The organism is Nonomuraea sp. NPDC049624 (genome assembly GCF_040675255.1).
Taxonomy (GTDB): Bacteria; Actinomycetota; Actinomycetes; order Streptosporangiales; family Streptosporangiaceae; genus Nonomuraea.
Genome location: NZ_JBFAOR010000007.1, coordinates 340,455 through 366,615, shown reverse-complemented (window position 1 = coordinate 366,615; position 26,161 = coordinate 340,455). Strand labels below are relative to the sequence as shown.

General features: G+C 71.7%; 26 protein-coding genes. 15 read left to right on the top strand and 11 right to left on the bottom strand.

What is annotated here, in order from left to right:
* Positions 1-95: 95 nt before the first annotated feature.
* Together AB0J76_RS29620 and AB0J76_RS29615 are read left to right on the top strand one after the other, a co-directional pair.
* Positions 96-1,493, top strand: a complete 1,398-nt coding sequence (locus AB0J76_RS29620) for a glycoside hydrolase family 16 protein (protein ID WP_352323410.1) — start codon at positions 96-98, stop codon at positions 1,491-1,493.
* Positions 1,494-1,620: 127 nt separating this feature from the next.
* Entirely contained in the window at positions 1,621-2,568 is a 948-nt protein-coding gene (locus AB0J76_RS29615) for a 2-oxoglutarate and iron-dependent oxygenase domain-containing protein (protein WP_352323411.1), read from the top strand.
* On the opposite strand, the gene AB0J76_RS29610 is transcribed toward AB0J76_RS29615, so the two are convergent.
* Entirely contained in the window at positions 2,565-4,913 is a 2,349-nt protein-coding gene (locus tag AB0J76_RS29610; RefSeq protein WP_352323412.1) for a GH1 family beta-glucosidase, read from the bottom strand. The genes AB0J76_RS29615 and AB0J76_RS29610 overlap by 4 nt on opposite strands.
* Positions 4,914-5,004: 91 nt before the next feature.
* Here AB0J76_RS29610 and AB0J76_RS29605 point away from each other — a divergent pair, with 91 nt between their 5' ends.
* From AB0J76_RS29605 to rocD, 3 genes are all read left to right on the top strand, one after another.
* The gene (locus AB0J76_RS29605; RefSeq protein ID WP_352323413.1) at positions 5,005-5,493 is read left to right on the top strand and encodes an Lrp/AsnC family transcriptional regulator; all 489 of its coding nucleotides are present in this window, start codon (positions 5,005-5,007) and stop codon (positions 5,491-5,493) included.
* A 122-nt stretch (positions 5,494-5,615) separates the two neighbouring features.
* Positions 5,616-6,413: a dimethylargininase gene (gene ddaH / locus AB0J76_RS29600; protein ID WP_352323414.1), complete on the top strand. Its 798-nt coding sequence runs from the start codon at positions 5,616-5,618 to the stop codon at positions 6,411-6,413.
* 1 nt (position 6,414) lies between these two features.
* Positions 6,415-7,620, top strand: coding sequence for an ornithine--oxo-acid transaminase (gene rocD, locus AB0J76_RS29595; protein WP_352323415.1), 1,206 nt, complete (start codon positions 6,415-6,417; stop codon positions 7,618-7,620).
* A 139-nt stretch (positions 7,621-7,759) separates the two neighbouring features.
* Here rocD and AB0J76_RS29590 read toward each other — a convergent pair whose 3' ends face one another.
* From AB0J76_RS29590 to AB0J76_RS29575, 4 genes are all read right to left on the bottom strand, one after another.
* Complete coding sequence (locus tag AB0J76_RS29590; RefSeq protein ID WP_352323416.1) at positions 7,760-8,986, bottom strand: CU044_5270 family protein; 1,227 nt, start codon at positions 8,984-8,986, stop codon at positions 7,760-7,762.
* Positions 8,979-9,569 carry an RNA polymerase sigma factor gene (locus tag AB0J76_RS29585; RefSeq protein ID WP_352323417.1) on the bottom strand — a complete coding sequence of 197 codons (591 nt, stop codon included), beginning with the start codon at positions 9,567-9,569 and terminating at the stop codon, positions 8,979-8,981. The genes AB0J76_RS29590 and AB0J76_RS29585 overlap by 8 nt, the downstream gene beginning before the upstream one ends.
* A gap of 73 nt (positions 9,570-9,642) precedes the next feature.
* The gene (locus AB0J76_RS29580) at positions 9,643-10,368 is read right to left on the bottom strand and encodes a class I SAM-dependent methyltransferase (RefSeq protein WP_352323418.1); all 726 of its coding nucleotides are present in this window, start codon (positions 10,366-10,368) and stop codon (positions 9,643-9,645) included.
* Between the two features lie 9 nt (positions 10,369-10,377).
* A complete protein-coding gene (locus AB0J76_RS29575; protein ID WP_364391128.1) occupies positions 10,378-11,907 on the bottom strand; it encodes an alkaline phosphatase D family protein in 1,530 nt (509 codons plus the stop codon).
* A 240-nt stretch (positions 11,908-12,147) separates the two neighbouring features.
* Here AB0J76_RS29575 and AB0J76_RS29570 point away from each other — a divergent pair, with 240 nt between their 5' ends.
* The 3 genes from AB0J76_RS29570 (at position 12,148) to AB0J76_RS29560 (ending at position 14,203) form a co-directional block, all read left to right on the top strand.
* Entirely contained in the window at positions 12,148-13,425 is a 1,278-nt protein-coding gene (locus AB0J76_RS29570) for a Glu/Leu/Phe/Val dehydrogenase (RefSeq protein WP_352323420.1), read from the top strand.
* A gap of 72 nt (positions 13,426-13,497) precedes the next feature.
* On the top strand, positions 13,498-13,692 hold the full coding sequence (locus tag AB0J76_RS29565) for a hypothetical protein (RefSeq protein ID WP_352323421.1): 195 nt from the start codon (positions 13,498-13,500) through the stop codon (positions 13,690-13,692).
* A 28-nt stretch (positions 13,693-13,720) separates the two neighbouring features.
* On the top strand, positions 13,721-14,203 hold the full coding sequence (locus AB0J76_RS29560; RefSeq protein ID WP_352323422.1) for a cupin domain-containing protein: 483 nt from the start codon (positions 13,721-13,723) through the stop codon (positions 14,201-14,203).
* Here the strand turns inward: AB0J76_RS29560 and AB0J76_RS29555 are convergent.
* Positions 14,172-14,657: a MarR family transcriptional regulator gene (locus AB0J76_RS29555; RefSeq protein WP_352323423.1), complete on the bottom strand. Its 486-nt coding sequence runs from the start codon at positions 14,655-14,657 to the stop codon at positions 14,172-14,174. The two genes, AB0J76_RS29560 and AB0J76_RS29555, sit on opposite strands and share 32 nt — an antisense overlap.
* Before the next feature lie 51 nt (positions 14,658-14,708).
* Between AB0J76_RS29555 and AB0J76_RS29550 the strand changes: the two genes are divergently transcribed.
* From AB0J76_RS29550 to AB0J76_RS29535, 4 genes are all read left to right on the top strand, one after another.
* Positions 14,709-15,788, top strand: a complete 1,080-nt coding sequence (locus AB0J76_RS29550; RefSeq protein WP_352323424.1) for a substrate-binding domain-containing protein — start codon at positions 14,709-14,711, stop codon at positions 15,786-15,788.
* A 59-nt stretch (positions 15,789-15,847) separates the two neighbouring features.
* Positions 15,848-17,215: an APC family permease gene (locus tag AB0J76_RS29545; protein WP_352323425.1), complete on the top strand. Its 1,368-nt coding sequence runs from the start codon at positions 15,848-15,850 to the stop codon at positions 17,213-17,215.
* Positions 17,212-18,216, top strand: a complete 1,005-nt coding sequence (locus AB0J76_RS29540) for an acetamidase/formamidase family protein (protein ID WP_352323426.1) — start codon at positions 17,212-17,214, stop codon at positions 18,214-18,216. Before AB0J76_RS29545 ends, AB0J76_RS29540 begins: the two co-directional genes overlap by 4 nt.
* A gap of 71 nt (positions 18,217-18,287) precedes the next feature.
* A complete protein-coding gene (locus AB0J76_RS29535) occupies positions 18,288-19,112 on the top strand; it encodes a hypothetical protein (protein ID WP_364391121.1) in 825 nt (274 codons plus the stop codon).
* On the opposite strand, the gene AB0J76_RS29530 is transcribed toward AB0J76_RS29535, so the two are convergent.
* From AB0J76_RS29530 to AB0J76_RS29520, 3 genes are read right to left on the bottom strand one after another with little or no spacing between them, the layout of a single operon-like run.
* Positions 19,096-19,980 (bottom strand): Gfo/Idh/MocA family oxidoreductase, encoded by an 885-nt coding sequence (locus AB0J76_RS29530; RefSeq protein ID WP_364391113.1) that lies wholly within the window; start codon positions 19,978-19,980, stop codon positions 19,096-19,098. The two genes, AB0J76_RS29535 and AB0J76_RS29530, sit on opposite strands and share 17 nt — an antisense overlap.
* Positions 19,977-20,888 (bottom strand): NAD-dependent epimerase/dehydratase family protein, encoded by a 912-nt coding sequence (locus tag AB0J76_RS29525; RefSeq protein WP_352327993.1) that lies wholly within the window; start codon positions 20,886-20,888, stop codon positions 19,977-19,979. Before AB0J76_RS29525 ends, AB0J76_RS29530 begins: the two co-directional genes overlap by 4 nt.
* Positions 20,889-20,890: 2 nt before the next feature.
* Positions 20,891-21,244: a YrdB family protein gene (locus tag AB0J76_RS29520; RefSeq protein WP_352327992.1), complete on the bottom strand. Its 354-nt coding sequence runs from the start codon at positions 21,242-21,244 to the stop codon at positions 20,891-20,893.
* Positions 21,245-21,361: 117 nt separating this feature from the next.
* Between AB0J76_RS29520 and AB0J76_RS29515 the strand changes: the two genes are divergently transcribed.
* Positions 21,362-22,057 (top strand): TetR/AcrR family transcriptional regulator, encoded by a 696-nt coding sequence (locus tag AB0J76_RS29515; RefSeq protein WP_352327991.1) that lies wholly within the window; start codon positions 21,362-21,364, stop codon positions 22,055-22,057.
* 67 nt (positions 22,058-22,124) lie between these two features.
* Here the strand turns inward: AB0J76_RS29515 and leuA are convergent, their stop codons facing one another.
* Both leuA and ddaH (AB0J76_RS29505) read right to left on the bottom strand, forming a co-directional pair.
* Positions 22,125-23,831: a 2-isopropylmalate synthase gene (gene leuA / locus AB0J76_RS29510; protein WP_352327990.1), complete on the bottom strand. Its 1,707-nt coding sequence runs from the start codon at positions 23,829-23,831 to the stop codon at positions 22,125-22,127.
* 258 nt (positions 23,832-24,089) lie between these two features.
* The gene (gene ddaH / locus AB0J76_RS29505; RefSeq protein WP_352327989.1) at positions 24,090-24,839 is read right to left on the bottom strand and encodes a dimethylargininase; all 750 of its coding nucleotides are present in this window, start codon (positions 24,837-24,839) and stop codon (positions 24,090-24,092) included.
* A 38-nt stretch (positions 24,840-24,877) separates the two neighbouring features.
* Between ddaH (AB0J76_RS29505) and AB0J76_RS29500 the strand changes: the two genes are divergently transcribed.
* Together AB0J76_RS29500 and AB0J76_RS29495 are read left to right on the top strand one after the other, a co-directional pair.
* Positions 24,878-25,123 (top strand): DUF2630 family protein, encoded by a 246-nt coding sequence (locus AB0J76_RS29500; protein ID WP_352327988.1) that lies wholly within the window; start codon positions 24,878-24,880, stop codon positions 25,121-25,123.
* Positions 25,124-25,181: 58 nt separating this feature from the next.
* Positions 25,182-26,156, top strand: coding sequence for a GNAT family N-acetyltransferase (locus AB0J76_RS29495; protein WP_352327987.1), 975 nt, complete (start codon positions 25,182-25,184; stop codon positions 26,154-26,156).
* Positions 26,157-26,161: the final 5 nt, after the last annotated feature.

The window sequence follows — 26,161 nt, the reverse complement described above, 5'->3', positions numbered from 1 at the left end:
GCGCTCTCCCATATTGACACGCGGTCAGCAGCGTGTTTACGTCGCGTCAAGAGAGCGCTCTCTCAGTCGACTCCATCACCCCCCATGGAGCAGGGATGACAACAGAGATCCGGCACAGGCGCCGCCTGGTGGCCGTGGCGGTGGTGCTCGTGGCACTCACCGGCCTGCTCGTCAAAGTGGCCGTCAGCGCCTCGGCGTCCGTGCCGTCCACGCCGTCCGGCTGGTCGCTGGTCTGGTCCGACGACTTCAACGGCGCGGCGGGCACGCCGCCCTCGTCCGCCGAGTGGATCATCGACACCGGGCACGGCTACCCCGGCGGACCGGGCGACTGGGGCACCGGCGAGATCCAGAACTACACCTCCAGCACCTCCAACGTCAGCCTCGACGGCTCGGGCAACCTGCGCATCACGCCCCTGCGCAGCGGCTCGGGCGAGTGGACCTCGGCCCGCATCGAGACCAGGCGGGCCGACTTCAAGCCGGCCGACGGGCGGGTCCTGCGGATCGAGGGCCGGATCCAGATGCCGGACGTGACCGGTCAGGCGGCGCTCGGCTACTGGCCGGCGTTCTGGGCGCTCGGGGCGCCGTACCGGGGGAACTACTGGAACTGGCCGGGCATCGGCGAGTTCGACATCATGGAGAACGTCAACGGCATCAATTCGGTGTGGGGCGTGCTCCACTGCGGCGTCAGCCCCGGCGGGCCCTGCAACGAGACGACCGGCCTGGGCGCGAGCCGGGCCTGCCCCGGATCGTCCTGCCAGTCGGCCTTCCACACCTACCGCTTCGAGTGGGACCGCGCCGCCAGCCCGAACCAGCTCCGCTGGTACGTCGACGGCCAGCAGTTCCACAGCGTGAGCCAGAACCAGCTCGACGCCGCCACCTGGACCAACATGACCGGACACGGCGGCTACTTCCTGCTGCTCAACCTGGCCATGGGCGGCGCGTTCCCCAACGCCCTGGCCGGCACGGGCACCCCGACGGCGGCGACCGTCCCCGGGCACCCGCTGCTGGTGGACTACGTGGCCGTCTGGCAGAGCGGCACGGTCTCCACCCCGACGGCGACACCGACCGTCCCGGGCGGCGTGGACGCGCGCTCCACCATCCAGGCCGAGCGCTACCAGGCCCAGTCGGGCACCATCGTCGAGGCCACCACCGACACCGGCGGCGGCCAGAACGTCGGCGCCATCGCGGGCGGCGACTGGCTGCGCTACGACGGGGTGAACTTCGGCTCCGAGCCCGCCCGCCAGTTCAAGGCCAGGGTGGCCTCGGGGGCGGCGGCCGGCGTGAGCGGGCTGGTGCAGGTGCGGCTGGACAGCCCGTCCGCCCCGCCCGTCGGCGACTTCGCGCTGGCCAATACGGGCGGCTGGCAGAGCTGGCGCACGGTCCCGGCCAACATCAGCGGGGTGACCGGCACGCACACGGTCTACCTGACCTTCAGCAGCGGCCAGCCCGCCGACTTCGTCAACGTCAACTGGTTCACCTTCTCGACGACCTGACCGCCCGCGCGACGGCGGCGTCCGCTTCGGTGGTGACGGCGTTCGGTGGTGACGGCGTTCGGTGGTGACGGCGTTCGGTGGTGACGGCGTTCGGTGGTGACGGCGGGAGATGGGGAACAATGAGACGGTGCGCGAATTGCCGGTGATCGACATCTCCCCGCTGATCGGCGACACCCCGGGCGGTGACAGGCAGGCCGTCGGCGCGGCGATCGGCGCGGCCTGCCGGGACAGCGGCTTCTTCTACGTCCGCGGGCACGGCGTGCCGCAGCAGCTACTCGACCGGCTCGACGCCGCCGCCAGGCGCTTCTTCGCGCTGCCCGCAGAGGTCAAGGACGAGATCTCGATGGACCGCGGCGGCCCGGCCTGGCGCGGCTTCTTCCCGGTGGGCGGCGAGCTGACCTCCGGGCGGCCGGACCTGAAGGAGGGCGTCTACTTCGGCGCCGAGCAGCCGCCCGGCCCGCTCCCGCTGCACGGCCCCAACCAGTTCCCCGTCCAGGTGCCCGAGCTGCGCGAGGCCGTGCTCGCCTACCTGGACACGATGACGGAGGTCGCGCAGGCGGTCATGTCGGGGATCGCGCTCAGCCTGGGCCTGGACGAGAGCTACTTCCGCACCGGCTACACCGCGGACCCGACCATCCTGTTCCGCATCTTCCACTACCCGCCCGCGCCCCCGGACGACGACGAGACCTGGGGCGTGGGCGAGCACACCGACTACGGCCTGCTCACCCTCCTCCTCCAGGACGCCAACGGCGGCCTCCAGGTCCGCACGGCGGACGGCTGGATCGAGGCGCCGCCGCTGCCGGGCACGTTCGTCTGCAACATCGGCGACATGCTCGACAAGCTCACCGGCGGCCGCTACCGCTCGACCCCGCACCGCGTGCGCAATCTCAGCGGCAACGAGCGCCTGAGCTACCCGTTCTTCTTCGACCCCGGCTGGGACAGCGTGGTGCCGCCCCTCCCCTACGCCGCCGGCGAGCGCTGGGACGGCCAGGTCGACTTCACCGGCACCTACGGCGAGTACCTGCTGTCGAAGGTGTCCAAGGTCTTCCCGCGCCTGTTCGAGCGGCAGATCTAGGCCGACTCCCGCACGACCAGCCGGGTGGGCAGGACGACCGGCGTGGTGCTCCGGCCCTCCAGCCGCGACAGCAGCAGCCGAGCCAGCGCCAGCGCCTGCTCGGTGACGGGCGCCCGGACGGTGGTGAGTGCCGGGGTGGTGGCCGAGGCGGCGTCGATGTCGTCGAAGCCCACGATCGCCAGGTCGCCGGGCACCCGCCGGCCCGCGGCGCGGGCGGCCAGCAGGGCGCCGATCGCCATCTGGTCGTCGGCGGCGAAGATCGCGTCCAGGTCGGGGGCGTCGCCGAGGAGCTGCTCGGCCGCCGCCGTGCCGGAGGCCCGGGTCAGGTCGCCGATCGCCAGTCTGGGCCGCAGCCCGGCGCGGTCGAGGGCCGCGCGGTGGCCGGCGAGCCGGTCCTGGGTGGCGACCAGGTCCATCGGGCCGCAGATCACGCCGATCCGGCGGCGGCCGGTGGCCAGCAGGTGCTCGGTGGCCGCCGCCGCGCCCCCGGCGTTGTCGGCGTCCACGTACGGCACCAGCGAGGCGACCGGCGGCCGGCCCAGCAGCACGAGCGGCACGCCGGTGCGCGAGAGCCGTTCCGCCAGGGTGTCGCCCCGCTCGGGCGGCAGCAGGACGACGCCGTCCACCTGGCGCGCCTCGGCGTGCCGGACGATGCGGCGCCGGCTCTCGGCGGTGTCGGCGAGCATGAGGGTGATCTGCTTGCCCGCGCCCTCCAGCAGGCTCGTCACGTACTGGACGACGGCCGCGACCATCGGGTCGGCGGCGCGCCTGGGCGCCGACAACACGAGCGCCACGGTGTCGGTGCGCCGGGTCACCAGGCTGCGCGCGGCGGCGTTGGGCACGTAACCGAGCTCCTTGACGGCCTGCAGGACCGTGGAGCGCACCTCGGGGCTGACCGACGCCTCGCCGTTGACGACGCGGGAGACCGTGGCCCGGGAGACGCGGGCGCGGGCGGCCACCGTCTCCAGCGTCGGACGCCTGGGCGGGGCCTCGGTCAGGCCGTTGCGCCTGATCACGTCGCGGTACCACAGCGCGCTGTCCTTGGGCCGCCTGCGCTGGGTGTCGAAGTCGACGTGCACGAGGCCGAACTTGCGCCGGTACCCCTCGGCCCATTCGAGATTGTCGAGCAGCGTCCAGGCGAGATATCCGCGGACCTTCGCGCCCTCCTCGAGGGCGGTCCGCAGGGCCCGTAGATGTTCCTCGATGAATTGCACGCGATCGACGTCGTGAATGCCGTCGGGAGTGACCGTGTCGACGAAGTCGGCGCCATTCTCGGTGATCATCAGTTCAAGGTCGGGATGTTCGCCGGCGAGCCGCCGCAGTAACCGGGAAAGGGCGTTCGGGACGATCGGCCAGCCCATCGCGGTGACCGCCGTGGGAATGGTGCTGAAAAGCACGCCCGCGCTTCCCGGATAAGCCGGGTCGGCCGGTTCGCCGGGCTGCGCCTGGACGACCGCCGGCGCGTAGTAGTTGACGCCGAGCAGGTCGAGCGGCTGCGCGATGTCGGCCAGGTCGCCGTCGTGGACGTGCCCGAGCCCGGCGTGCTCCTCGATGACCGGCAGCAGGTCGGCGGGGTAGGCGCCGCGCAGCATCGGGTCGAGGAACTGCCGGTGGACGAGCGCGTCGATCCTGGCCACGGCCTCGGCGTCCTCCTGCGACAGCGGCCGGTCGAAGTCGCCGACCTGGGCCGGCGTCAGCACGGGCGAGAAGTTGAGCACGGCCCCCACCTCGGCGGCCCCGGCGGCGCGCAGGGCCTGGGCGCCCAGGCCGTGGGCGAGCAGCAGGTGGTGAGCGCTCCTGAACGCCTCGGCGGCCGACCGCCGGCCCGGCGCGTGCACCCCCGAGCCGTGGCCGACGAAGGCCGCCACCCACGGCTCGTTCACGGTGAACCAGGTGGCGACCCGGTCGCCGAGCCGCTCGGCCACGATCGCCGCGTAGTCCGCGAAACAGCGGGCGGTGTCGCGGGACGGCCATCCCCCGCGCTCCTGCAGCGCCTGCGGCAGATCCCAGTGATAAAGGGTGGCCAACGGCGTGATGCCCGCCTCCAGCAGGGCGTCGACCAGCCGCTGGTAAAAGTCGAGACCGGCCGGGTTCACCTTTCCCGACCCGTCCGGAAGAATGCGCGGCCAGCTCACCGAGAACCGGTACGCGGCCATTCCCAGCTCTTTCATCAGCGAGACGTCCTCGCGATATCGGTGGTAATGGTCGCAGGCGTCGGCCGGGCCACCGGCGAAGGCGTCCCAAATGGACGGCCCGCGGCCGTCGGCGGCCGTGCCGCCCTCGATCTGGAAGGCCGACGTCGAGACCCCCCAGACGAAACCCTCGGGAAAACGTGCGATATTCATGTGGCGGCAATCCTCCGGCAGTGGACCGAACGCCCAGTCTCCCGCGCGGCGCTCGTCGCGCGCCAGCCTGGCCAGGCGGTATACAGAGCCCGTGGAACTGGACCGGCTCGATCGTGACATCATCGCGGCGCTCGTCGACGACGCCCGCGCGACCTACGCGGACATCGGCCAGCAGGTGGGGCTGAGCGCGTCGGCCGTCAAGCGGCGGGTCGACCGGCTGCAGAAGAGCGGGGCGATCACCGGTTTCAGCGCGCGGGTCGCGCCGCAGGCGCTCGGCTGGACCACCGAGGCGTACGTCGAGCTGTTCTGCCAGGGCAAGACCAAGCCGTCGGACATCGCGCTGGCGGTGGCCAAGTTCCCCGAGGTGGTGGCGGCGGCCACGATCACCGGCGAGGCCGACGCGCTGCTGCACATCAGGGCCACCGACGTGCGGCACGTCGAGCGGGTCATCGAGCGCATCGCGGCGGAGGCTTTCGTGGTGCGGACCAAGAGCTCGATCGTGCTGTCACGGCTGGTGGACATCCCTCCGGGAGCCGCCCTGACGGAGTCGCGCAACGGATCGCACGTCGTCGGGCGATAGACGCAACAGACCTGCGCCAACGCGCAATGCGGACCGCTTGGCCTGCGCAAACGTCAATTCTTAGGCTGTCCCCGTCTCCCCGATACGGGACTTCCCCTGAACTGACGACGACGGAGCCCTGCATGCCCAAACACTTCCTCATGTGCCGCCCGGACTACTTCGCGGTCGAGTACGCCATCAACCCGTGGATGGACCCCGAGGCCGGCGCCGACCGTGAGGTGGCGATCCGGCAGTGGGAAGGGCTGAAGTCGGCGTACGAGGAGCTCGGGCACCAGGTCAGCCTCATCGACCCGATCGAGGGTCTGCCCGACATGGTGTTCGCCGCCAACGGCGCGCTGGTCGTCGGCGGCCGGGTCTACGGCGCCCGCTTCACCTTCCCCGAGCGCGGCCCCGAGGGCCCGGCCTACCTGCGCTGGTTCGTCGAGCGCGGCTACCCGACGCTGGAGCCCACGCACGTCAACGAGGGCGAGGGCGACTTCCTCACCCTCGACGACGTCATCCTGGCCGGCACCGGCTTCCGCACCGACGTGGTCGCCCACCAGGAGGCGCAGGAGTACCTGGGCCGCCCGGTCGTCTCGCTGAAGCTGGTCGACCCGCGCTTCTACCACCTGGACACCGCGCTGTTCCCGCTCGACGGCCGCAACGTCGCCTACTACCCCGGCGCCTTCTCCCAGGGCAGCCAGGAGGTGCTGCGCGCGATGTTCCCGGACGCGGTGATCGCGACCGCCGAGGACGCCGAGGTGCTCGGCCTCAACGCGGTCAGCGACGGCCGGAACGTGGTGATCAACTCCGAGGCGTCCGGGCTCCAGCTGGAGCTCAAGCGGCACGGCTACGAGGTGATCCCGGTCGAGCTGTCGGAGCTGCGCAAGGCGGGCGGCGGTCCCAAGTGCTGCACACTGGAGATCAGGGGGGAGAAGTAACATGAGCACCAGCGCAGAGCTGATCGAAGTAAGCGAGCGCCGCAGCGCGCACAACTACCATCCGCTGCCCGTGGTCATCCACGAGGCGCACGGCGCGTGGGTCACCGACGTCGAGGGCAAGCGTTATCTCGACTGCCTGTCGGGCTACTCGTCACTGAACTTCGGCCACGGCAACCCGAAGATCATCGAGGCCGCCCAGGAGCAGCTGAAGAACCTCACGCTGACCAGCCGGGCCTTCTACCACGACCAGTTCGCCCAGTTCTGCGCCGGGCTCGGCGACCTCACCGGCAAGGACATGATCCTGCCGATGAACACCGGCGCCGAGGCCGTCGAGACCGCGATCAAGGTGGCCCGCAAGTGGGGCTACGAGGTCAAGGGCGTCGCGCCGGAGCAGGCCAACATCATCGTGATGGAGGACAACTTCCACGGCCGCACCACCACGATCATCAGCTTCTCCACCGACCCCGACGCGCACGACGGGTTCGGGCCGTACACGCCCGGGTTCAGGATCGTGCGTTACGGCTCGGCCGAGGCGATCAGGGAGGCCATCGACGACAACACGGTGGCCGTGCTCGTCGAGCCGATCCAGGGCGAGGCGGGCGTGCTGGTGCCGCCGGACGGCTACCTGACCGAGGTCCGGCGCATCTGCACCGAGAACAACGTGCTGATGATCGCCGACGAGATCCAGTCGGGCCTCGGGCGCACCGGCCGCACGTTCGCCTGCGACCACGAGAACGTCGTCCCCGACGTCTACATCCTGGGCAAGGCGCTCGGCGGCGGCGTGGTGCCGGTCTCGGCCATCGCCGCGGACGAGGACGTCCTCGGGGTCATCAAGCCGGGCCAGCACGGGTCCACCTTCGGCGGCAACCCGCTGGCCTGCGCGGTCGGCATCGCCGTCATCGACATCCTGAACACCGGCGAGTTCCAGGCCAGGGCCGCCCGGCTCGGCGAGGTGCTGCACGCGCGGCTGCGCGAGCTGGCCGGCAAGGGCGTGGTGGCGGTGCGCGGGCGCGGGTTGTGGGCGGGCGTGGACATCGACCCTGCCCTCGGCACCGGGCGCGAGGTCTCCAAGGCGCTGATGGCGCGCGGCGTGCTCGCCAAGGACACCCACGGGTCCACGATCCGGCTCGCGCCGCCGATCGTGATCTCCGAGGAGGACCTGGTCTGGGCGGTCGACCAGCTCGCCGCCGTCCTCGAAGACCTCTAGGTCTTTCACGGCTTCCCCTGGTAACGCCGCCCGCCGTACTTCGGCCGGCGGCCCTCCAGGAAACGGCCGCTGCCCCCCAAGGGCGCGCCGCCGTGACGGCGCGCCCGGTGGGCCTGCCGGCTGGTCGGCCGGCCCGGGGTCATGAGCCGGCGGGGGCGCTCTCCATCGGGGTAGGGGTGACGGTACGCGTCACCGTCGGCCGCGGCGTGCCGGTCGGCTCGGTCGGCTCGGTCTCCGGCTCGCCGGTCGACTCGGCCGCGGGCTCGCTGGTCGGCTCCGGGGTGAAGGTGATCGTCGCCTCGGCCGTCGGCAGCTCCGTCGCCGTCGAGCCGGACTCCGACGGAACGGGTGTGGGGGCCACGCTCTCCGGCATGCAGCTCGCGTCGGAGGCGGCGTCGGGGGCCTGCGGCGGGGCGTCCACCACGGAGACGTCGAGCTGGGCCGTCAACGCCAGGACGCTGTCCTTCGGCGCGCCCGCCTTGGCGTCGACCACGACCTGCCGCTCGCCCAGGAACGTGTGCCCGGCCGGATCGAAGATCAGCTCCTCGCGCACGCCCCAGTCGGCGACCCGGCCCAGCGCCACGCCCACGCGTCCCGAGGAGTCGGCGACGCCCTCGGCCGCCTCGACGCCGGGGATCGACTTGACCGCCTCGAACAGGGCGTCGCGCTGCGCCTTGGGCAGGTAGTTCTCCCTGACGAGGTCGCCGGCGCGGGTGAAGGCGACGGCGTCGGGATCGGCGTCCTTGCCGCCCTGGGGGGCCGGCTGGTACAGGCGCTCGCGCATGGCCGTAGCCTCGGCAGGGAGCGTGCTCAGGTAGGCGTAGTCGTCGCGGTAGGGGCCGCGCCGGTCGGGGCAGGCGGCCAGCCGGTTCCACTCGCTGCCCCGCCAGCTCGTGGCGTTCGCCGGCAGCGACTGGCCCGGCCAGGGGCGCGGCTCGCGGCCCTCGATCTGCAGCAGGCCGTCCTTGCTGCCGTCCACGGACTTCCAGATCCTGCGGTGCTGGCGGTAGAGGTAGCGGCTCTGCCCGCCGGAGGCGTCGACCGAGCGCGAGCCGTACATGGTGTCGGACTCGATCAGGATGAACTGGTCCGGCCGGGGGTTCAGCTCGCCGGCCGTGAGCAGCACGGAGGTGGCCGGGCGGGCGTCCGTCCCGCCCTGGCCGGACAGCGCCACCGCCACGCCGCCGACCAGGACGACCGTGACGCCGAAGGCCGCGGCCGTCTGCCAGCCCAGCCTCGGCAGCCGCAGGCGCCGCCCGCCGCGCGCCTCGGCCAGCAGCCGTTCCCTGGCCCGCGCGCGGGCCTGCGGCTCGTACGGCGGCGCCGGCGGCCTGCCGTCGGCGAACGTCCGGATCTCGTCATCCATGCTGGGGCTCCTCTGCGAAGGGATCGATGCCGCCGAGCGCCCTGCGTACCTTGACGCGGAGCCGGTGCAGCCTGGACCGGACGGTGCCGACGGGCACCCCGAGGGCGCGCGCGGCGTCCTCGTAGGTCAGGTCGGCCCACGCCACGAGCAGCAGCAGGTCGCGCTCGCCCGCGCTGAGCCTGGTCAGCGCCCTGGCCAGGCGGGGCTGGAGCTGCGCGGCGGTGACCCGGTCGGCGCTGCGCTCGTCGAACGTGCCCGGACGCTCGGCGCCGACCCTGGCCATGGCCGCGGTGCGCCGCCGTTCGGCCCTGCGGTGCTGGGACACGACCTTGGTGGCGATGCCGTACAGCCAGGGACGGGCGTCGGGCAGGGTGCGGTCGTAGCGGCCGCGGCCGCGGAAGGCGACGAGGAACACCTCCCCCGTCACGTCGTCGGCCAGCTCGGCGCCCAGGCGGCGGGCGGCGTACCTGTGGATCTCGTCGGCGTGCCGGTCGAACAGCGCGGCGAAACGCTCAGGATCGCTCAGCGAATGCCCGATCAGGGTCGAGTCATCCAGCGTTGCGGTTGTGTCCTCGACACTCACCACATCCGGTCCTCTCTCATGCGGTCACCCTGTTGTTGGCCGCACCCGGAAGCCCGGTTCCACCTTTTTCGGGTTATGCCGCCTTTCCCTGCTTTCGCCAGGCGGCCAGGCCGTCGGGGGCCTCGTCCCTGGTGAACCCGGCCGCCGTCAGCTCCGCGGCGAGCCGGTCGCCGCCGGGCCGGTGGGCCTCGCTGGTCACCTCGTCCTCGCCGATCACCACGCCGCGCTGCCTGACCCGGTAGAGGAAGCGGGAGCGCACGGTCTCGCCGGTGACGTCGAGCACCTGGCCCCAGACCTCGTAGGCGTGCCGCCCGACCTGGTAGGAGCCCATGAGCTCCAGCTCACCGGGCGTGGGCGCGGGCCGCTCGCGCCAGTTGAACAGCAGCAGCCCGCCCGGTTCGAGCTGCCTGGCCAGCACCCGCCACAACTCCTCCCGCCGCCCGGCCGGGAACGCCTGCAGCACCGAGATCATCACGACGGCCGCCACCGGCTCGTCGACGTCGACGTCGAGCGCCCCGCAGGCGAGCACGGTGACCCGGCGCCGGGCCTCCTCGTCGGCGGCCAGCCGCGACAGCAGCACCGACCGCATGGCCAGCGCCGGCTCGACGGCGAACACCTCGCCCTCCGTCGCCCGCACGATCACCTCGGTGATCAGGCCGGTGCCCGCGCCGATCTCCATGACGCCACCCCGCACCCCCTTCAGCAGGGGCGGGAGCAGCTCGCGGATCTCGGGGACGTGCCCGTCCTCGTGCCACAGGTCGTAGAACGGCACGGCCCTGGAGTACTGGTCGTCATTCATAGGTCATTTCTACGCCAGCCGGGCCGAGTCGATCGGCCGGACACCGTCGCCCACCGACTCGTACCAGGTGATGGTGTCGGGGAAGGTCAGCGTGGCCAGCGCGTTCTGGAACAGCGGGCCCTTGGTCACCCGCCAGCGGAACGGCGGCCGCGGGATGCCCGCCAGCCGCGCCAGCAGGCTGCCCACCAGCGTCGCCAGCCCGAACTGGGTGAGCACGTTGGCCCAGCGCAGCAGCCGGCTGAGCGGGTTGCGGATCGGCGAGCAGACGACCTGGTAGATCTGCCCGGCCGAGGCCTTGGCCAGGTAGGAGTAGTGGACGTCGCCGGACAGGATCACCGCCGGCTTGCCGAGCCGGACCAGCAGCCTGCCCAGGTCCTCGAACGAGCGCCGGAAGGCCGCCCAGTGCTCCAGGTCGACGGCCTGGCGCAGCTGCTCCGACCACCGCTGCACCGTACGGCCCCACTTGCCGTCGCACAGCGCCTCGTTCCAGTTCTGGACGCCGTGCACGCCCTCGGGCAGCAGGAACGGGATCGAGGAGCCGATGACCAGCCGCTCGGCCGGGGCGGCGGCCTGCTCCTGGAGCCAGGCCCACTCCTCGGGGTCGAGCATGCGCCGGTCGCCGGGGGTGAGCTGCCTGGCGCACCGGGTGTCGATCATGATGAGCCGGGTGTGCCCAAGGTCGCGGGTGTAGCTCCAGCGGTTGCTGCTCGGCTCGGCGTCGGCCTTGGCGGCGAAGGCGTCGAGGGCCGGGCCGCCGTCGCCGCCGCCCTCGGTGAGCTCGCGCACCAGCGGGTCGGCCGCGCGCTCGGCCGGGGTCAGGTTGCCGAGGTGCTGGTAGACGAAGTAGGCGCCGAGCCCGGCCACCACGCGGCGCGGCCACCAGCTCGTCAGGGCCATCTTCTCCCGCCAGGGCTGGGAGGTGTTCCAGTCGTCGCGCAGGTCGTGGTCGTCGAAGATCATGGCGGTGGGCACGGTGGACAGCAGCCAGCGGATCTCCGGGTCGGTCCACGCCTGGCGGTAGAGCTCGGCGTACTCCTCGTAGTCGGCGATCTCGCCCTGCGGCTCGGTGGTCCTGCGCGCGTGGATGTAGTCGAGCATCTGGGGCGAGGGGCTGTCGGCGTAGACCTGGTCGCCGAGAAGCAGCAGCAGGTCGGGCCACTCCTCCTCGTCGGCGCGCATGAGGCTCACGCCGTAGGCGCGCAGCACGTCGTCGCCGTGGGTGCGGACGTGCGCCGAGTCGTGCGGCACGCTGGTGCGGCACGACCCGAACGCCAGCCTGCGGGGCCCTTCGGCGGGCAGCAGCCGCACCCGGCTGGCCGGGCGACCCGTCAGCGGCCAGACCTGGTCCCCGTCGAGGCTGACGGAATAGGAGGCGATATCCTGGGACAGGTCAACGAGATCCACGATCGCGTAGTGGTGACCGTGCACGGTGAAGGTGGGCGACCGATAAGCCCCGTCTGCCGTCTCGACGGTGACCGTGCAGGGCTCGCTGGTCTCCACCCAGATCGAGGCGCTGACCGAGTCGACGTGACGCAACATCGGCCCAACCACGAGTTCGGGCATCCAACCCTCCGGTTTTCGACGATTCGGCACACTCTCGCTCGATAGCCTGCCAGAGTGGCACGTTCCCAGCACGTTGATCAACGGCTTGGATAGGCCTTCATAACCTAGGCAAGGTCAAACTGCCCGGCCTAGGATGATCGAGACAACACGCCCAAGAGGGAAGGCAACGGCGCCTTCTCCCGCAAAATGGGCGCGCATACAGGAGGAAACCCGACCATGAGCATCATGGTGCCGTCAAAGACGCCGGCGCTGATCACACCTGGTCAACAAGCGCTCGACTCCGCTCTCCACCAACTCAACCAGGCCGCCGCCCACCTCGGGCTCGACGACGGCCTCCGCACGATGCTGGCCACGCCCCGCCGCTCGCTGACCGTCTCGGTCCCGGTGCGCCGCGAGGACGGACGCATGGACGTCGTCCAGGGCTACCGCGTCCAGCACAACGTCTCGCGCGGCCCGGCCAAGGGCGGCATCCGCTTTCATCCCAGCACCGACATCCACGAGGTCACCGCCCTGGCGATGTGGATGACGTGGAAGTGCGCGCTGGTCGGCATCCCGTACGGCGGCGCCAAGGGCGGCGTGGCCGTGGACCCGGGCGCGCTGACCACCATCGAGCTCGAACGGCTCACCCGCCGCTACGTCAACGAGATCCTGCCGCTGATCGGCCCGGAGAAGGACATCCCGGCCCCCGACGTCGGCACCGACGAGCAGACCATGGCCTGGATCATGGACACCTACAGCGTCAACGCCGGCTACTCGGTGCCCGGCGTGGTCACCGGCAAGCCGATGACGCTCGGCGGCTCGCTCGGCCGCACCGGCTCGACCTCGCGCGGCGTGCAGATCGCCGCCCTGGCCGCGCTCGGGGGCTCGCCGGAGGGCGTCACGGTGGCCGTGCAGGGCTTCGGCAAGGTGGGCGCGCTGGCCGCGCAGTACCTGTCCGACGAGGGCTGCAAGGTCGTCGCCGTCTCCGACGTCACCGGCGCGCTCTACGCGCCCGGCGGCCTCGACGTCGCCCGCGTGCGCGCCTGGGTGGCCGAGACCGGCGGCGTGGCCGGCTACCCGCACGCCGACGCGATGGCCCACGACGACCTGTTCGAGCTGGACGTGGACGTCCTCGTCCCGGCCGCGCTCGAAGGCGTGATCACCGAGGCCAACGCGCCCCGCGTGCGCGCCCGGCTGATCGTGGAGGGCGCCAACGGCCCCACCACGCCGGAGGCCGACGAGATCCTGGCCGCGAACGGCACCACCGTCGTGCCGGACATCCTGGCCAACGCGGGCGGGGTGATCGTGTCCTACCTGGAGTGGGTGCAGAACATGCAGGCCTTCTCCTGGAGCTCCCGCGAGGTCGAGGTGAAGCTGCGCGACCTGATGGAGGGCGCCTTCGCCGAGGTCAAGTCGATGTCCGCCGAACGCGGGCTGACGCTGCGGGAGGCGGCGCACGTGATCGGCGTGGGCCGGGTCGCCGAGGCCCACAGCATGCGGGGCCTCTACCCCTGACCTACTTTGGTCGCACGTGACCCGCCCAAGGTCGGATGCCGGGGCGGGTCCCGTTCTGCGACGGTCGGGGTCATGAGGGGTTTCATCGGGGTCATGGCCATCATCCAGGGGCTCGGCGGGTTCGCCGGGCGCGTCTGGTTCGACACGGAGTGGGGGTTCGTGGGGCGGTTCGTGGAGCTGCCGCTGGCGGCCTACCTGGGGCTCGCGGTCGCGGGCCTGGCGTTGCTGCTGTGGTCCGGCCACGACGGGAAGAACCGCGAGAGCTGATCGCGGGCGGGTCGGGCAGGATGGCCTCATGACCTATCCGGAACCACGCTATTCGGGCGACACCGGCGAGCTGTCGGCCACGTACCGGCCCTACGAGCACGGCCCCGAGCTGACCTACCCGACCGGCAACACCGTCCACTACCTGGCCACCGGGGCCACCACCAACGGCCAGTTCGGGCTCTACCGCTGGGTGATGGGGCCCGAGCCGTCCGGCCCGAGCCCCCACTTCCACAAGTCGATCTCCGAGTCGTTCTACGTCCTCGACGGATCGGTGCGGATCTACGACGGCAGCCGCTGGATCGACACCCGCCCCGGCGACTGGGTGCACGTGCCCGAGGGCGGCGTGCACGCCTTCCGCAACGAGTCCGGCGAGCCCGCGACCATGCTGCTGCACTTCGCCCCCGGCGCCCCTCGCGAGGGCTACTTCGAGGGGCTGCTCGACCTGGCCGGCAAGAGCGAGGAGGAGAAGGCCGAGTTCTTCATCCGCCACGACACGTACTGGCTGGACTGACGGGGCCCGGCTCCTGCGCCGAGGCCCGGTCGAGGGCCGCGGCCAGCTCTTCCAGCTCGCGCATCAGCCGCTCGGTGCGCTCCTGGCCGAACGCGGCGGCGATGGCCCGGTGGTGCTCGGCCACCGCGCCGTCCACGCGGGCCAGCAGGTCGCGCCCCCGGTCGGCCAGGAACACCGCCACCCGCCGCCGGTCGCCCGCCGACGCGCCCCGGTGGACCAGTGCCCGGTCGATCAGCCGGTCGACCGCCTTGGTGAGCGTCGGGTGCGGCATGAGCACCGCCTCGGCCAGCTCCCCCATCGAGTGGCCGCGCCCGTCGGCCAGCGCGCGCAGGATGCGCCACTGCTCGACGGTGACGTCCTCGCCGGCCAGGGTCGCCGCCAGGCCGCGCGTGACCTCGCGTTCGGCGCGGCTGAGCACGTACGCGAGTGAGGACCCCAGCCCGGATTTAGCCATGACAGATCAGGTCCTTTCACCAGAGAGCTAGTTCGGAGGATACTCGTCGGCGTGGCGGCGATCGTCGATCCTTTCGAGGCCCGGCTCATCCCCTCGGACGCGGTCCGGATCGGCCTGGTCGTGCCCGTGTCGGGGGTGCTCGGGCTGGTGGGGCCGTGCGCGATCAACTGCGCGCTGCTGGCCGCCGAGGAGGTCAACGCCCGGGGCGGCGTGCTCGGCAGGCAGGTCGAGCTGGTGCTGGTCGACGGCGGGCGGCCGGGGCGCGAGGTGGCCGCCGAGGTGGCCGGCCTGGTCGCGTCCGGCACGGTCGAGGCGGTGGTGGGCACGCACGCGAGCGACGTGCGGATCGACGTGGTCGCGGCCCTCGGCGGGCGGGTCCCGTTCGTGTACGCGCCGCCGTACGAGGGCGGGGGGCACGCGCCGGGCGTCTACTTCCTCGGCGAGACCCCCGGCAGGCAGCTCGAACCGGGCATCGAATGGCTGGTCAGCGTCCACCGGGCGCGCCGCTGGTACCTGCTGGGCAACGACTACGTCTGGCCGCGCCTGGTGCACGCGGGCGCCCGGCGCCGGTTGCGGGCGCGCGGCGCGACCGTCGTCGGCGAGACGTTCGTCCGGTACGGCGAGGCGGCCTCCTGGCTCGGCCGGATCGCCGAGGCCCGCCCCGACGCGATCCTGCTCACGCTGATCGGCAGCGACCTGGTCGCCTTCAACCGGGCCTACGCGGCCGCCGGCCTCGGCGCGGCCCGGCTGTGCGGGGCGCTGGAGGAGCACGGCCTGCTCGGCATCGGCGGCGACGGCACCGGCGAGCTCTACGCGTCGATGGGCTACTTCCGCGACCTGCCGACCGAGGCCAGCCTGCACTTCGCCGAGCGGTACGCCAAACGCTTCGGCCCGCACGCCCCCATGCTCAACGCCCACGGCCACGGCTGCTACGAGGCCGTCGCGATGCTCGCCGCCCTGTCGGCACGGGCGGGCAGCCTGGCCGTGCCCGCCCTCGACGCGGTCGCCGACGGCACCACGATCGTCAGCGCGCGCGGCCCGCTCACGCTGCTGAACCGGCAGGTGCGGCGCACGGTGCACCTCGGCAGGGCGGACGGCCTGGATTTCTTGCTTGAGAAACCTTTTCACTAGAAAGCTTTGGCTCTAAGGTGCCAATCGCCCCCCAACCTTCGACAAGGAGCCGCGCACTTATGAGCACCGTTGAGCAGTTCGGCTACCGCCAAGAGCTCAAACGCTCTCTTGGCTTCGCCGACCTGATGATCTATGGCCTGATCTTCATGGTGCCGATCGCACCGTTCGGCATCTTCGGCGGCGTGTTCCAGTCGTCCGGCGGCATGGTCGCGCTGGCCTACATCATCGGCCTGGTCGCCATGGCGTTCACGGCGCTGTCGTACTCGCAGATGGCCCAGGCGTTCCCCATGGCCGGCTCCGTCTACACCTACGCCGGGCGCGGCATCTCGGCGCCGGTCGGGTTCATCGCCGGATGGGCGATCCTGCTCGACTACATCCTGGTGCCGTCGCTGCTCTACCTCATCGCCAGTCTGGCCATGAACTCGTTCGTGCCGGGCATCCCGGTGTGGGGCTGGCTGATCATCTTCGTGCTGCTCAACACCGCGGTCAACTACATGGGCATCCAGATGACCGCGCGCATCACGCGGGTGATGCTGGTCGCCGAGCTGGCCGTGCTGGCGATCTTCCTGGTGGTCGGCGGCATCGCGCTGGCGCAGGGCAAGGCCCAGGCGGGCGCGTTCACGCCGATCTTCGAGTCCTCCACGTTCAGCTGGACGCTGGTGTTCGGCGCGGCGGCCACGGCGGTGCTGTCCTTCCTCGGCTTCGACGGCATCTCCACCCTGGCCGAGGAGAACAAGGAGGACGGCAGGCGGCTCGGCCGTTCGATGGTGGCCGCGCTCGGACTGGCCGCGGTGCTGTTCGTGGCGCAGACGTGGGTCGCGGCGCTGCTCATGCCGGACCGCGCCGAGCTGATCACCAAGGGCGACCCCAACGGTGACGCCTTCTACCGCATGGCGGAGTTCGCCGGCGGCCACTGGCTGAGCGTGCTGACCGCGGTCGCCACCGCCATCGCATGGGGCTTCGCCAACTCGCTGGTCGCGCAGGCGGCCACCTCGCGGCTGCTGTTCGCGATGGCCCGCGACCGCATGCTCCCCTCGTTCCTGGCCAAGGTGCACCCCAAGCACCAGGTGCCGGTCAACGCCACGCTGGCGGTCGCCGTGCTGTCGCTGGGCATCGGCCTCTACATGAACAGCCGCGAGGACGGCATCGCCCTGCTCAGCCAGCTCGTGAACTTCGGCGCGATGACCGCCTTCCTGATCCTGCACGTGGCCGTCGTCGTCCACTACCGGTTCCGCAGGGGCAGCAGGAACGTGTGGGCCCACGTGATCGCGCCGGCGATAGGCTTCCTCGTCCTGGCCGCCGTGGTGTACAACACCAAGCTGGTGACCCAGACGGTCGGCCTGGTCTGGCTGGGGATCGGGCTCGTCGTCCTCGTCGTCACCTACCGCATCGGCCGCAGGCCCGTTCTTCCCTCGGAGGTCAAGTGAACGTCGTCTCCTACCACCCCACGCCGGAGGAGCTCAGCTACACCTTCGGCGGCCGTGCCGCCCTGGGCAGGGTGCGGCCCGGGACGGTGCTGGAGCTGTACACCGAGGACTGCTTCGGCGGCCGGGTGCGGACCGTGGACGACCTGCCGTCGCGGGTCTGCGAGTTCCCGTACCTGAACCCCGTCACCGGCCCCTTCCACGTGGAGGGGGCCGAGCCGGGCGACACGCTGGCGCTGCACTTCGTCCGGATCACCCCGGCCCGCGACTGGGCGGTCTCCACCACGTTCCCGCACTTCGGCGCGCTGACCGGCACCCACACCACGGCGACGCTCCAGCCGCCGCTGGAGGAGCGGGTCTGGCGCTACGACATCGACGTGGACAAGGGCGTGGCCGTCTACCACGCGCGCAACAGCGACTTCAGCGTGGCGCTGCCGCTCGACCCGATGCACGGCACGGTGGGCGTGGCCCCGGGCGCGAACGAGGCCCGCATGACCATCACCCCCGACGCGCACGGCGGCAACATGGACACCCCCGAGCTGCGCGCCGGCGTCACCGTCTACCTGGGCGTCAACGTCGAGGGCGGCATGTTCTCGATCGGCGACGGCCACGGCCTGCAGGGGCACGGCGAGGTCTGCGGCACGGCCGTCGAGTCGGCCATGAACACCGTGGTCGCGGTCGAGCTGATCAAGGGCGTGGCCACGCCGTGGCCCCGGCTGGAGGACGACCTGCACCTGATGTCCACCGGCTCGGCCAGGCCCCTGGAGGACGCCTACCGCATCAGCCAGCACGACCTGGTGACCTGGACGTCGGAGCTGACCGGGCTCGACACGCTGGACGCGTACCAGCTCGTCAGCCAGGCCGGCCAGGCGCCGGTCGGGAACGTGTGCGACACCAACTACACCATGGTCGCCAAGCTGCCCAAGACCTACCTGGGCGCCCCCTCGGTGTACGAGGACGCCCACGCCCGTCTGCGCGCCCTGGGCGCCCAGTACGACGCATGACAATCCCCCACTTAGGTAAACCTTGGTGTCGCAGGTCAGAGCATTGATCATCTTCCCCGTAGAGTGGGAAAGTGCTCAGGTTGGTACTGTCTCTGGTCCTGCTCGATCCGGCTGGCCTCACCGATGTCGCGCAGCGCAGCGTCCCCGTCCCCCAGGTGCTGACCCCGGACGGCGACCGCCTGGGCTACGCGCCGGTCCCGCGCCCCTACACGGGGGCGCGGCGGCTGACCGGCGTGCTGCTCGGCCATGACCCCGTCACCCGCACCGACGTGTGGTGCGGCGGCGCGATCATCGGCTCACGCAGCCGCAGCCTGGTGCTGACGGCCGCGCACTGCCTCTACCACGACGGCCGGCCGCTCAAGCGGCTGGTCTTCATGCCCGGGTTCGACAGGGGCAACCCGCGGCACGGCGTCTGGTCCGCGGTGCGCACGTGGGCGCCGGACCGCTGGCGGGCGAACCCCGACTCCCCCGACGTGCTGCCGTACGACGTCGGCCTGGTCGGGGTCGTCAAGGGCAGGCGCCCGCTGGAGGACGTGGTCGGCCAGGGCCTGCCGCCCCTGCGCACGAGCCGCGGCGCCGGGCTGCGCGGGCTCGAACTGCTCGGCTACCCGGCGGGCAAACGCTACCCGGGCACGCAGATGTACCGGTGCCTGGGCGACGCGGTCGAGGGCTCGACGGTGGGCCCCGGGCTCATGGTCACCCGCAACTGCCATGCCGCCGCCGGAGGGAGCGGCGGCCCGGTGCTGTACGGCGACTCGGTGGCGGGCGTGGTCTCCTCCTCCAGCCCGCTGAGCGACACCGACGGCTACACGGTGCTCGCCCGGCTGGGCGGGACGACGTTCGACCGCATGTTCGCCAGGGCCGACGAGTCGATGCGGGTCAGGAAGCCAGGCTGACGGCCTCCTCGCAGATGGCATGGGTGATCAGGGCGTCGTCGGCGCTGATCACCCGGCCCTCGCGGACCGCGAGCAGGAACTCCTGGCAGATCTGCTCGATGCCGCGCTGCCGGGCGACCGGCACCCAGTCGGGCCGCCTGGTGAGCGTCTCGCCGCCCTCGTAGTCGAGGACGTCGCCGAGGTTGACCACCCGCCGCTTGATGCCGTCGCCCATGACCTCGCAGGTCTCCTCGGCGGCGCCGCTGACCCGGTTCATGACGCCGATCGCGGTGAACCCGGCGCCCGACAGCTCAAGGACGATGTGTTCGAGCAGGTCGCGGCGGACGCGGGTGCGGATCCTGGTCTCGGTGACCGGGCCGGGGGCGAGGAACCTGAGCGTGTCCACGACGTGGATGAAGTCCTCGAAGATGGCCCGCCGGGGCGCGTCGGGGTAGTTGTCGCGGTTCTTCTCCATCAGCACGAGATGACGGGGAAGGGCCATGAGCCCCGCGTAGCCGGGGGCGTGGCGGCGGTTGAACCCGACCATCAGCGACCTGCCCTCGGACTCGGCCAGGCGCACCAGGCGCTCGGACTCGGCCAGGCTGTAGGCGATCGGCTTGTCGACGTAGACGTGGATCCCGGCGCTGAGCAGCGGCTCGACGATCTCCGGGTGCGCCTCGGTCGCGGCGTGCACGAACGCGGCGTCGACCCCCGCCTTGATCACCTCGTCGACGCTGGTGGACCGGTCGGCGACGCGGTAGGCGTCGCCGAGCCGGTCGAGCCGCGCGGTGTTGCGGGTGCACAGGTGGAGGTCGAGGGACTGGGCGGCGAGCACGGGCAGGTACGCCTTCTCCGCGATGTCGCCCAGGCCGATCATGGCTATCTTCATCCGTCGAGCGTAGCCTTCAGCGCGGCCTCCACCGGCGTAGGCGCGACGCCGAAGACCTGCTGAAACGCCGACGAGTCGAGCACGTAGGGCGCGGTGAACTGGTAGCGCACGTGCCGCAGCTCGCCGATCATGGGCGAGAACAGCCCGGACGCCCGCAGCAGCGGCCACGGCAGCGTGGTCATCCTGGGCGCCGGGAGGTCCAGCAGGGCGGCCATCCGGGCGCCGACCTCGCGGAAGGTCATCGGGTCGTTCGTGGGCACGTGCCAGGGCCGGCCCCAGGCCCGCTCGTCGGCGCCGGCGGTGATCAGGGCGTCGGCCACGTCCGGCAGGTAGGTCCAGCTGTGCGGGACGTCGGCGGGGAAGACCAGCCGGATCGTCCGGCCGGCCCTGAGCGGGGGGATGAAGCGGGTGCCCAGGTGGGACTGGTCGGTGGCGCCGGGGCCGAAGAAGTCCGAGCCGCGCACCTCGGTCACCCTGATCCGCCCTTCGCGGTGGGCGGCCAGCGCGTCCTGCCAGATCTTCGCCCGCACCCGGGCCTTGGGGGTGGTGGAGGCCAGCGGCAGGTCCTCGGTCATCGGGCCGGACACGGGCCCGTACGGGTAGAGGTTGCCCAGGATGGCGAGCACGGCCCCGCTCGACTCCGCGGCGGCCAGGAACGAGGCGGCCATCGGCGGCCAGTCGGTCAGCCACCGGTGGTAGGCCGGGTTGACGCAGTTGTAGAGGACGTCGGCCCCCTTGGCCAGCTCGGACAGCCGGGCCTGGTCGGCCACGTCGGCGGCCACCCTGACCGTGCCCTGCGGCCCGCGGCCCGAGCGGGTCACGACGACGACCTCGTGCCCCTGCGCGGCGAGCTTGGCGGCCACGTGCGTGCCGACCTGGCCGGACCCCACGACGACGTGCTTACCCATGATCAGACCTGCTTCCAGATGACGCGCAGCAGCGCGTTGACGACGAAGACGGCGGCGAAGACGATCGCCGGGGTGACCCGGCCCGCGGCGTAGAGCGCGAGCGCGCCGCCGCCGAACCAGACGATCTCCAGCGCGACGCGGGCCAGGCCGGTGAGCGGGATGGTGGCGTTCGCGCCGCCTCCCGCGCCGAACAGCGCCCACACGGCGATGAACAGCGCCGGGCCGCCCAGCCCCGCCAGGAGCTTGATCACCCAGTTGGGACTGAGCGTGAAGCCCCAGTAGGCCACCGCGCCCAGCACGCCGAGCTCCAGGAAGAACATCAGGGCGGCGTTGGCGTTCTTGGCGAGGGCGAGCATGGGGATCTCCTGAGGGGGTGCGCTGTTCGCTTACGAGAGCAATGCTCTCTCAAAAGAGCGGCACTCGTCAAGAGCGGTGCTCTCGTTTTTTGCCGGTGCTCTGATAACCTGCTGTGCATGACAGCCAGCCGTACCGCGCGAGAGCGCGTGAGAGCCGAGCTCACCAGGGAGATCACCGACATCGCCCGCCGCCAACTGGCCACCGACGGCGCGGGCGGCCTGTCGCTGCGGGCCGTGGCGCGGGAGATGGGCATGGTCTCCTCGGCCATCTACCGCTACTTCCCCAGCCGCGACGACCTGCTGACCGCCCTGATCATCGACGGCTACAACGCGCTGGGCCAGGCCGTCGAGCAGGCCGAGGCCGCCTGCCCGCGCACGGCCCACCTCGGCCGCTGGCTGGCCGCCGGCCATGCCGTACGCGACTGGGCGGTGGCCCACCCCCACGAGTACGCCCTGCTCTACGGCTCGCCCGTGCCCGGCTACCAGGCGCCGCAGGACACCGTCGCGGCCCGGCTGCGCGACGTCACCGTGCTCGGCGCGATCGTCACCGACGCCTGGGACGCGGGCGAGCTGCACCCGCCGGCCACCCCCGAGCCGCCCGCCGAGGTGGCCGCGGACGCCGAGAACATCCGCGCCCTGATGCCCGGCGTGCCCGACGACGTGGTGTGGCGGGCGATGGCGTCCTGGTCGACGCTCTACGGCTGGGTCAACTTCGAGGTGTTCGGCCAGTTCAACAACACGATCGACAACCGGCGGGCGGCCTTCGACCACGCGTTGCGGCTGGCCGCCGCGGCGCTCGGCCTCGCCGCGTGACCGGAACGTCCCGGCAAGACGAAAGGGGCAGGAGCGCACGTGCACCCCTGCCCCTTGCGCCAGAATGTCAGCGCGCGGCGCGGTTGACCGCCGAGATGATGGCCTTGAGCGAGGCCGTGGTGGTGTTGGCGTCGATGCCCACGCCCCACAGCACCTGCCCGTCGACCTCGCACTCCAGGTAGGAGGCGGCCTTGGCGTCGCTGCCCGCGCTCATCGCGTGCTCGACGTAGTCGAGGACCCGCACCTTGATGCCGACGCCGGCGATGGCGTCGATGAAGGCCGAGATCGGGCCGTTGCCCACGCCCGAGATCTCCCGGATCTCGCCGTCGAGGCGCACGTCGGCGCCGATGCGGTCCTTGTCGTCGACGGTCGACTCGTGGCGGTGGGCCATGAGGCTCAGCCGGCCCCAGCGGTTGGCCGGGTTGGGCAGGTACTCGTCGCGGAAGATCTCGTACATGGCGGTGGGGCTGATCTCGCCGCCGCCTTCGTCGGTGCGGGCCTGCACGACCTTGGAGAACTCGATCTGCAGCCGGCGCGGCAGGTCGAGCTGGTGGTCGGCCTTCATGATGTAGGCCACGCCGCCCTTGCCCGACTGGCTGTTGACCCGGATGACGGCCTCGTAGGTGCGGCCGATGTCCTTGGGGTCGATCGGCAGGTAGGGCACCGCCCAGGTGAACTCGGCCACCGGCGTGCCGGCCGCCGCGGCGTCGCGCTCCAGGTGCTCGAAGCCCTTCTTGATGGCGTCCTGGTGGGAGCCGGAGAAGGCGGTGTAGACCAGCTCGCCGCCCCACGGGTGACGCGGGTGCACCGGCAGCTGGTTGCAGTATTCGGTGACGCGGCGGATCTCGTCGATGTCACTGAAGTCGATCTCGGGGTCGACGCCCTGCGAGAACAGGTTCATGCCCAGGGTCACCAGGCACACGTTGCCGGTGCGCTCGCCGTTGCCGAACAGGCAGCCCTCGATGCGGTCGGCGCCGGCCATGTAGCCCAGCTCGGCGGCGGCCACGGCGCTGCCCCGGTCGTTGTGCGGGTGCAGCGACAACACGATCGAGTCGCGGTGCCGCAGGTTGCGATGCATCCACTCGATCTGGTCGGCGTAGACGTTGGGCGTGGCCATCTCGACCGTGGCGGGCAGGTTGATGATGACCTTGCGGTCGGGGGTGGGCTGCCACACCTCGTTGACGGCGTCGCACACCTCGACGGCGTACTCCAGCTCGGTGCCGGTGAACGACTCGGGCGAGTACTGGTAGAAGACGTCGACGTCGGTGGCCTCGGCCAGCTTCCTGACCAGCTTGGCGCCCTCGACGGCGATGGCGGTGATGCCCTCCTTGTCCTGACCGAACACGACGCGGCGCTGCAGGGTGGAGGTCGAGTTGTACAGGTGGACGATGGCCTGCTTGGCGCCCTCGATCGCCTCGAAGGTGCGCTCGATCAGCTCGGGCCTGGCCTGGGTCAGCACCTGGATGACGACGTCGTCGGGGATGCGGCCCTCGTCGATGATCTGCCGGACGAAGTCGAAGTCGGTCTGGGAGGCGGCCGGGAAGCCCACCTCGATCTCCTTGTAGCCCATGCGTACCAGCAGCTCGAACATCTGGAGCTTGCGGTGGGAGTCCATCGGGTCGATCAGGGCCTGGTTGCCGTCGCGCAGGTCGACCGCGCACCACCGGGGCGCCTTGGTGATGACCTGGTCGGGCCAGGTGCGATCGGTCAGCCGGATCGGTTCGAACGGCTGATAACGATGGGCCGGCATGGGACTGGGCTGCTGGGCGTTCATGTCTGCTGCTCCTCGTCGGTCGAGTCGAAAGCGGCCGACGCGCATGACTGGCTCCGCGACGAGGGAGCCGGCCTTACAGGCCCTCGCCGCGGCAGCTAAGAAGCAGCCCGCGCAGCATGCCAAGCACGCTACCAGACGTCTCGGGATTCGCTGCCCTAGATCTCACATCATGAGAGCCGATCGGTCCACCGATGGTGAAACACCTGGTCAGGGCCGCGAAATTCCGGCGCGGGTCATCACTCGTCCGGGAGCGGGTCATCACTCGTCCGGGATGAGCACGCTCAGGCAGGTGACGCAGCCCTCCAGGCGCTCGAACTCCGAGATGTCCACCCTCGTCACGACGAGCCCGCGCCGCTCCAGCATCGCCGCGGTCCTCGGGGCGGAGGCGGCCAGCAGCACCCGGTCGCCGCCCAGCGGCACCACGTGCGCGCCCGGCTCCTCCGGCGGTTCCAGCAGGCCGGGCAGCTCGACGCGATCGGGATCGCCGATGAGCGTCCCGTCGGGCAGGGCGGTCACCGCCGACTTCAGGTGCAGCACGCCGCGCAGGCCCACGGGCACGACCCGCCGCTCGGGCAGCAGGGCGGCGAGCTGGCTGACGCCCTCGTCGTCGGTGCGGGCCGACCTGCCGACGTACACGGTGGGGCCGACCTGGAGCACGTCGCCGCCGTCCAGGGTGCCGGGGCGGGCGATCCGGACCGCCTTCAGGCCGAGCTCCCGTACGGCCCGCTCCACGGACTCCACCTCCGGACGCCGCTCCGGCGCGCCCGGCCGGGTGAGCACGGCCAGCCGCCCCGAGACCACCACGGCGTCCTCCACGAAGGGCGCGTCGGGCAGGTGGTCGGCGTCCTCGGCGTAGACCGGCCGCCATCCGGCCGCGGCCAGCGCCGCGACGTAGGCGTCGTGCTGGTGACGTGCGCGTTCGTGGTCCACGGGTTCGCGCTCGATGTGCGTGACGATGCCCTCGGCGATCCGGGGCCCGGGCTTCCTTACCAGCGCGATACCAGACATAGGGCGTGTTCTATCACGCAGTCGTTAGAGTCTTGGGCATGCGGGACGACGAGATTCTCACCAGGATCAGCGCTCTGGTCGCCGAGGAGCACGAGCTGCGCGGCAGGCTGTCGGCGGGCGAGGTCACCTCCGACGAGGAGCACGCGCGGGTCAAGCAACTGGAGGTGGCCCTCGACCAGTGCTGGGACCTGCTCCGGCAGCGCCGGGCCCGGCGCGGCGCGGGCGAGGACCCCGACGGCGCGGCCGTCCGCCCGGCCGGCGAGGTGGAGAACTACCGGCAGTAGCACCGGCCGGCGGTAAAACGGCTGGCAGGAGGCGGCGCCGATGCGATTGGCTGGAGGGATGCACATCCAGCCAATCGACCTCGACCGGCCGGGCGAGCTGATGACGGGCCTGCACGACGCCTACCTGGCCGCCCACGCGCACGAGCCCGGCCCCAAGTTGTCGCTCAGCCGCCTGTCCGTCATCGCCCTCCTGGGCCCGCCCGGTGACCGGGTCGAGTCCTGGGTCCTGAGCGACGGCGGCAAGGTCGCCGGCGGCTACAGCCTGGCGCTGCCCCAGTCCGACAACCGGCACATGGGCTGGCTGTTCCCGCTCGTGGTCCGGCCCGAGCTGCGCGGCCGCGGCCTCGGCAGCGAGCTGTTCGAGCACGCTCTCGGCCGGATGCGCGCCCACGGCCGCACCCTGCTGCTCACCGAGACGCCCACCACCGGCGTCGGCGCCCGCTTCGCCCGCGCCCACGGGATGACGGTCGCGCTCCAGGAGGCCCGCCGCACGCTCGACCTGCGCACGGCCGACTGGGCCGCGCTGCGCGGCATGCTGCCCGAGGTGCCGGGCTACCGCGTCGAGCGGTTCGTCGGCCCGGCCGGTCCGGAGCTGCTGGCCGACCTGGCCACGCTGATGAGCGGCATGAACGACGCCCCGCGCGACGCCGACGTCGAGGACATGACCTTCGACCTCGACCGCCTGCGTCTGCGCGAGGAGCGCGTCACGCTCGGCGGCGAGACCTGTTACACGATGATCGCCAGGCGCGAGTCCGACGGCGCGCCCGCCGGCTACACCCGGATCTACCTCACGGCCGACCGCTCCGACGGCTGGGGCCACCAGGCGGACACCACCGTCCTGCGCGAGCACCGCGGCCATCGGCTGGGCCTGCTGCTCAAGCTGTCCAACCTGCTGTGGCTGCGCGAGCGCGAGCCCCACCTGGAGCGGATCATCACCTGGAACGCCACGTCCAACGCCCACATGCTGGCCATCAACGAGGCCATGGGGTTCGAGCTGCTCGACGAGTGGGACGAGTGGCGGCTGACGGTCTGACCTCT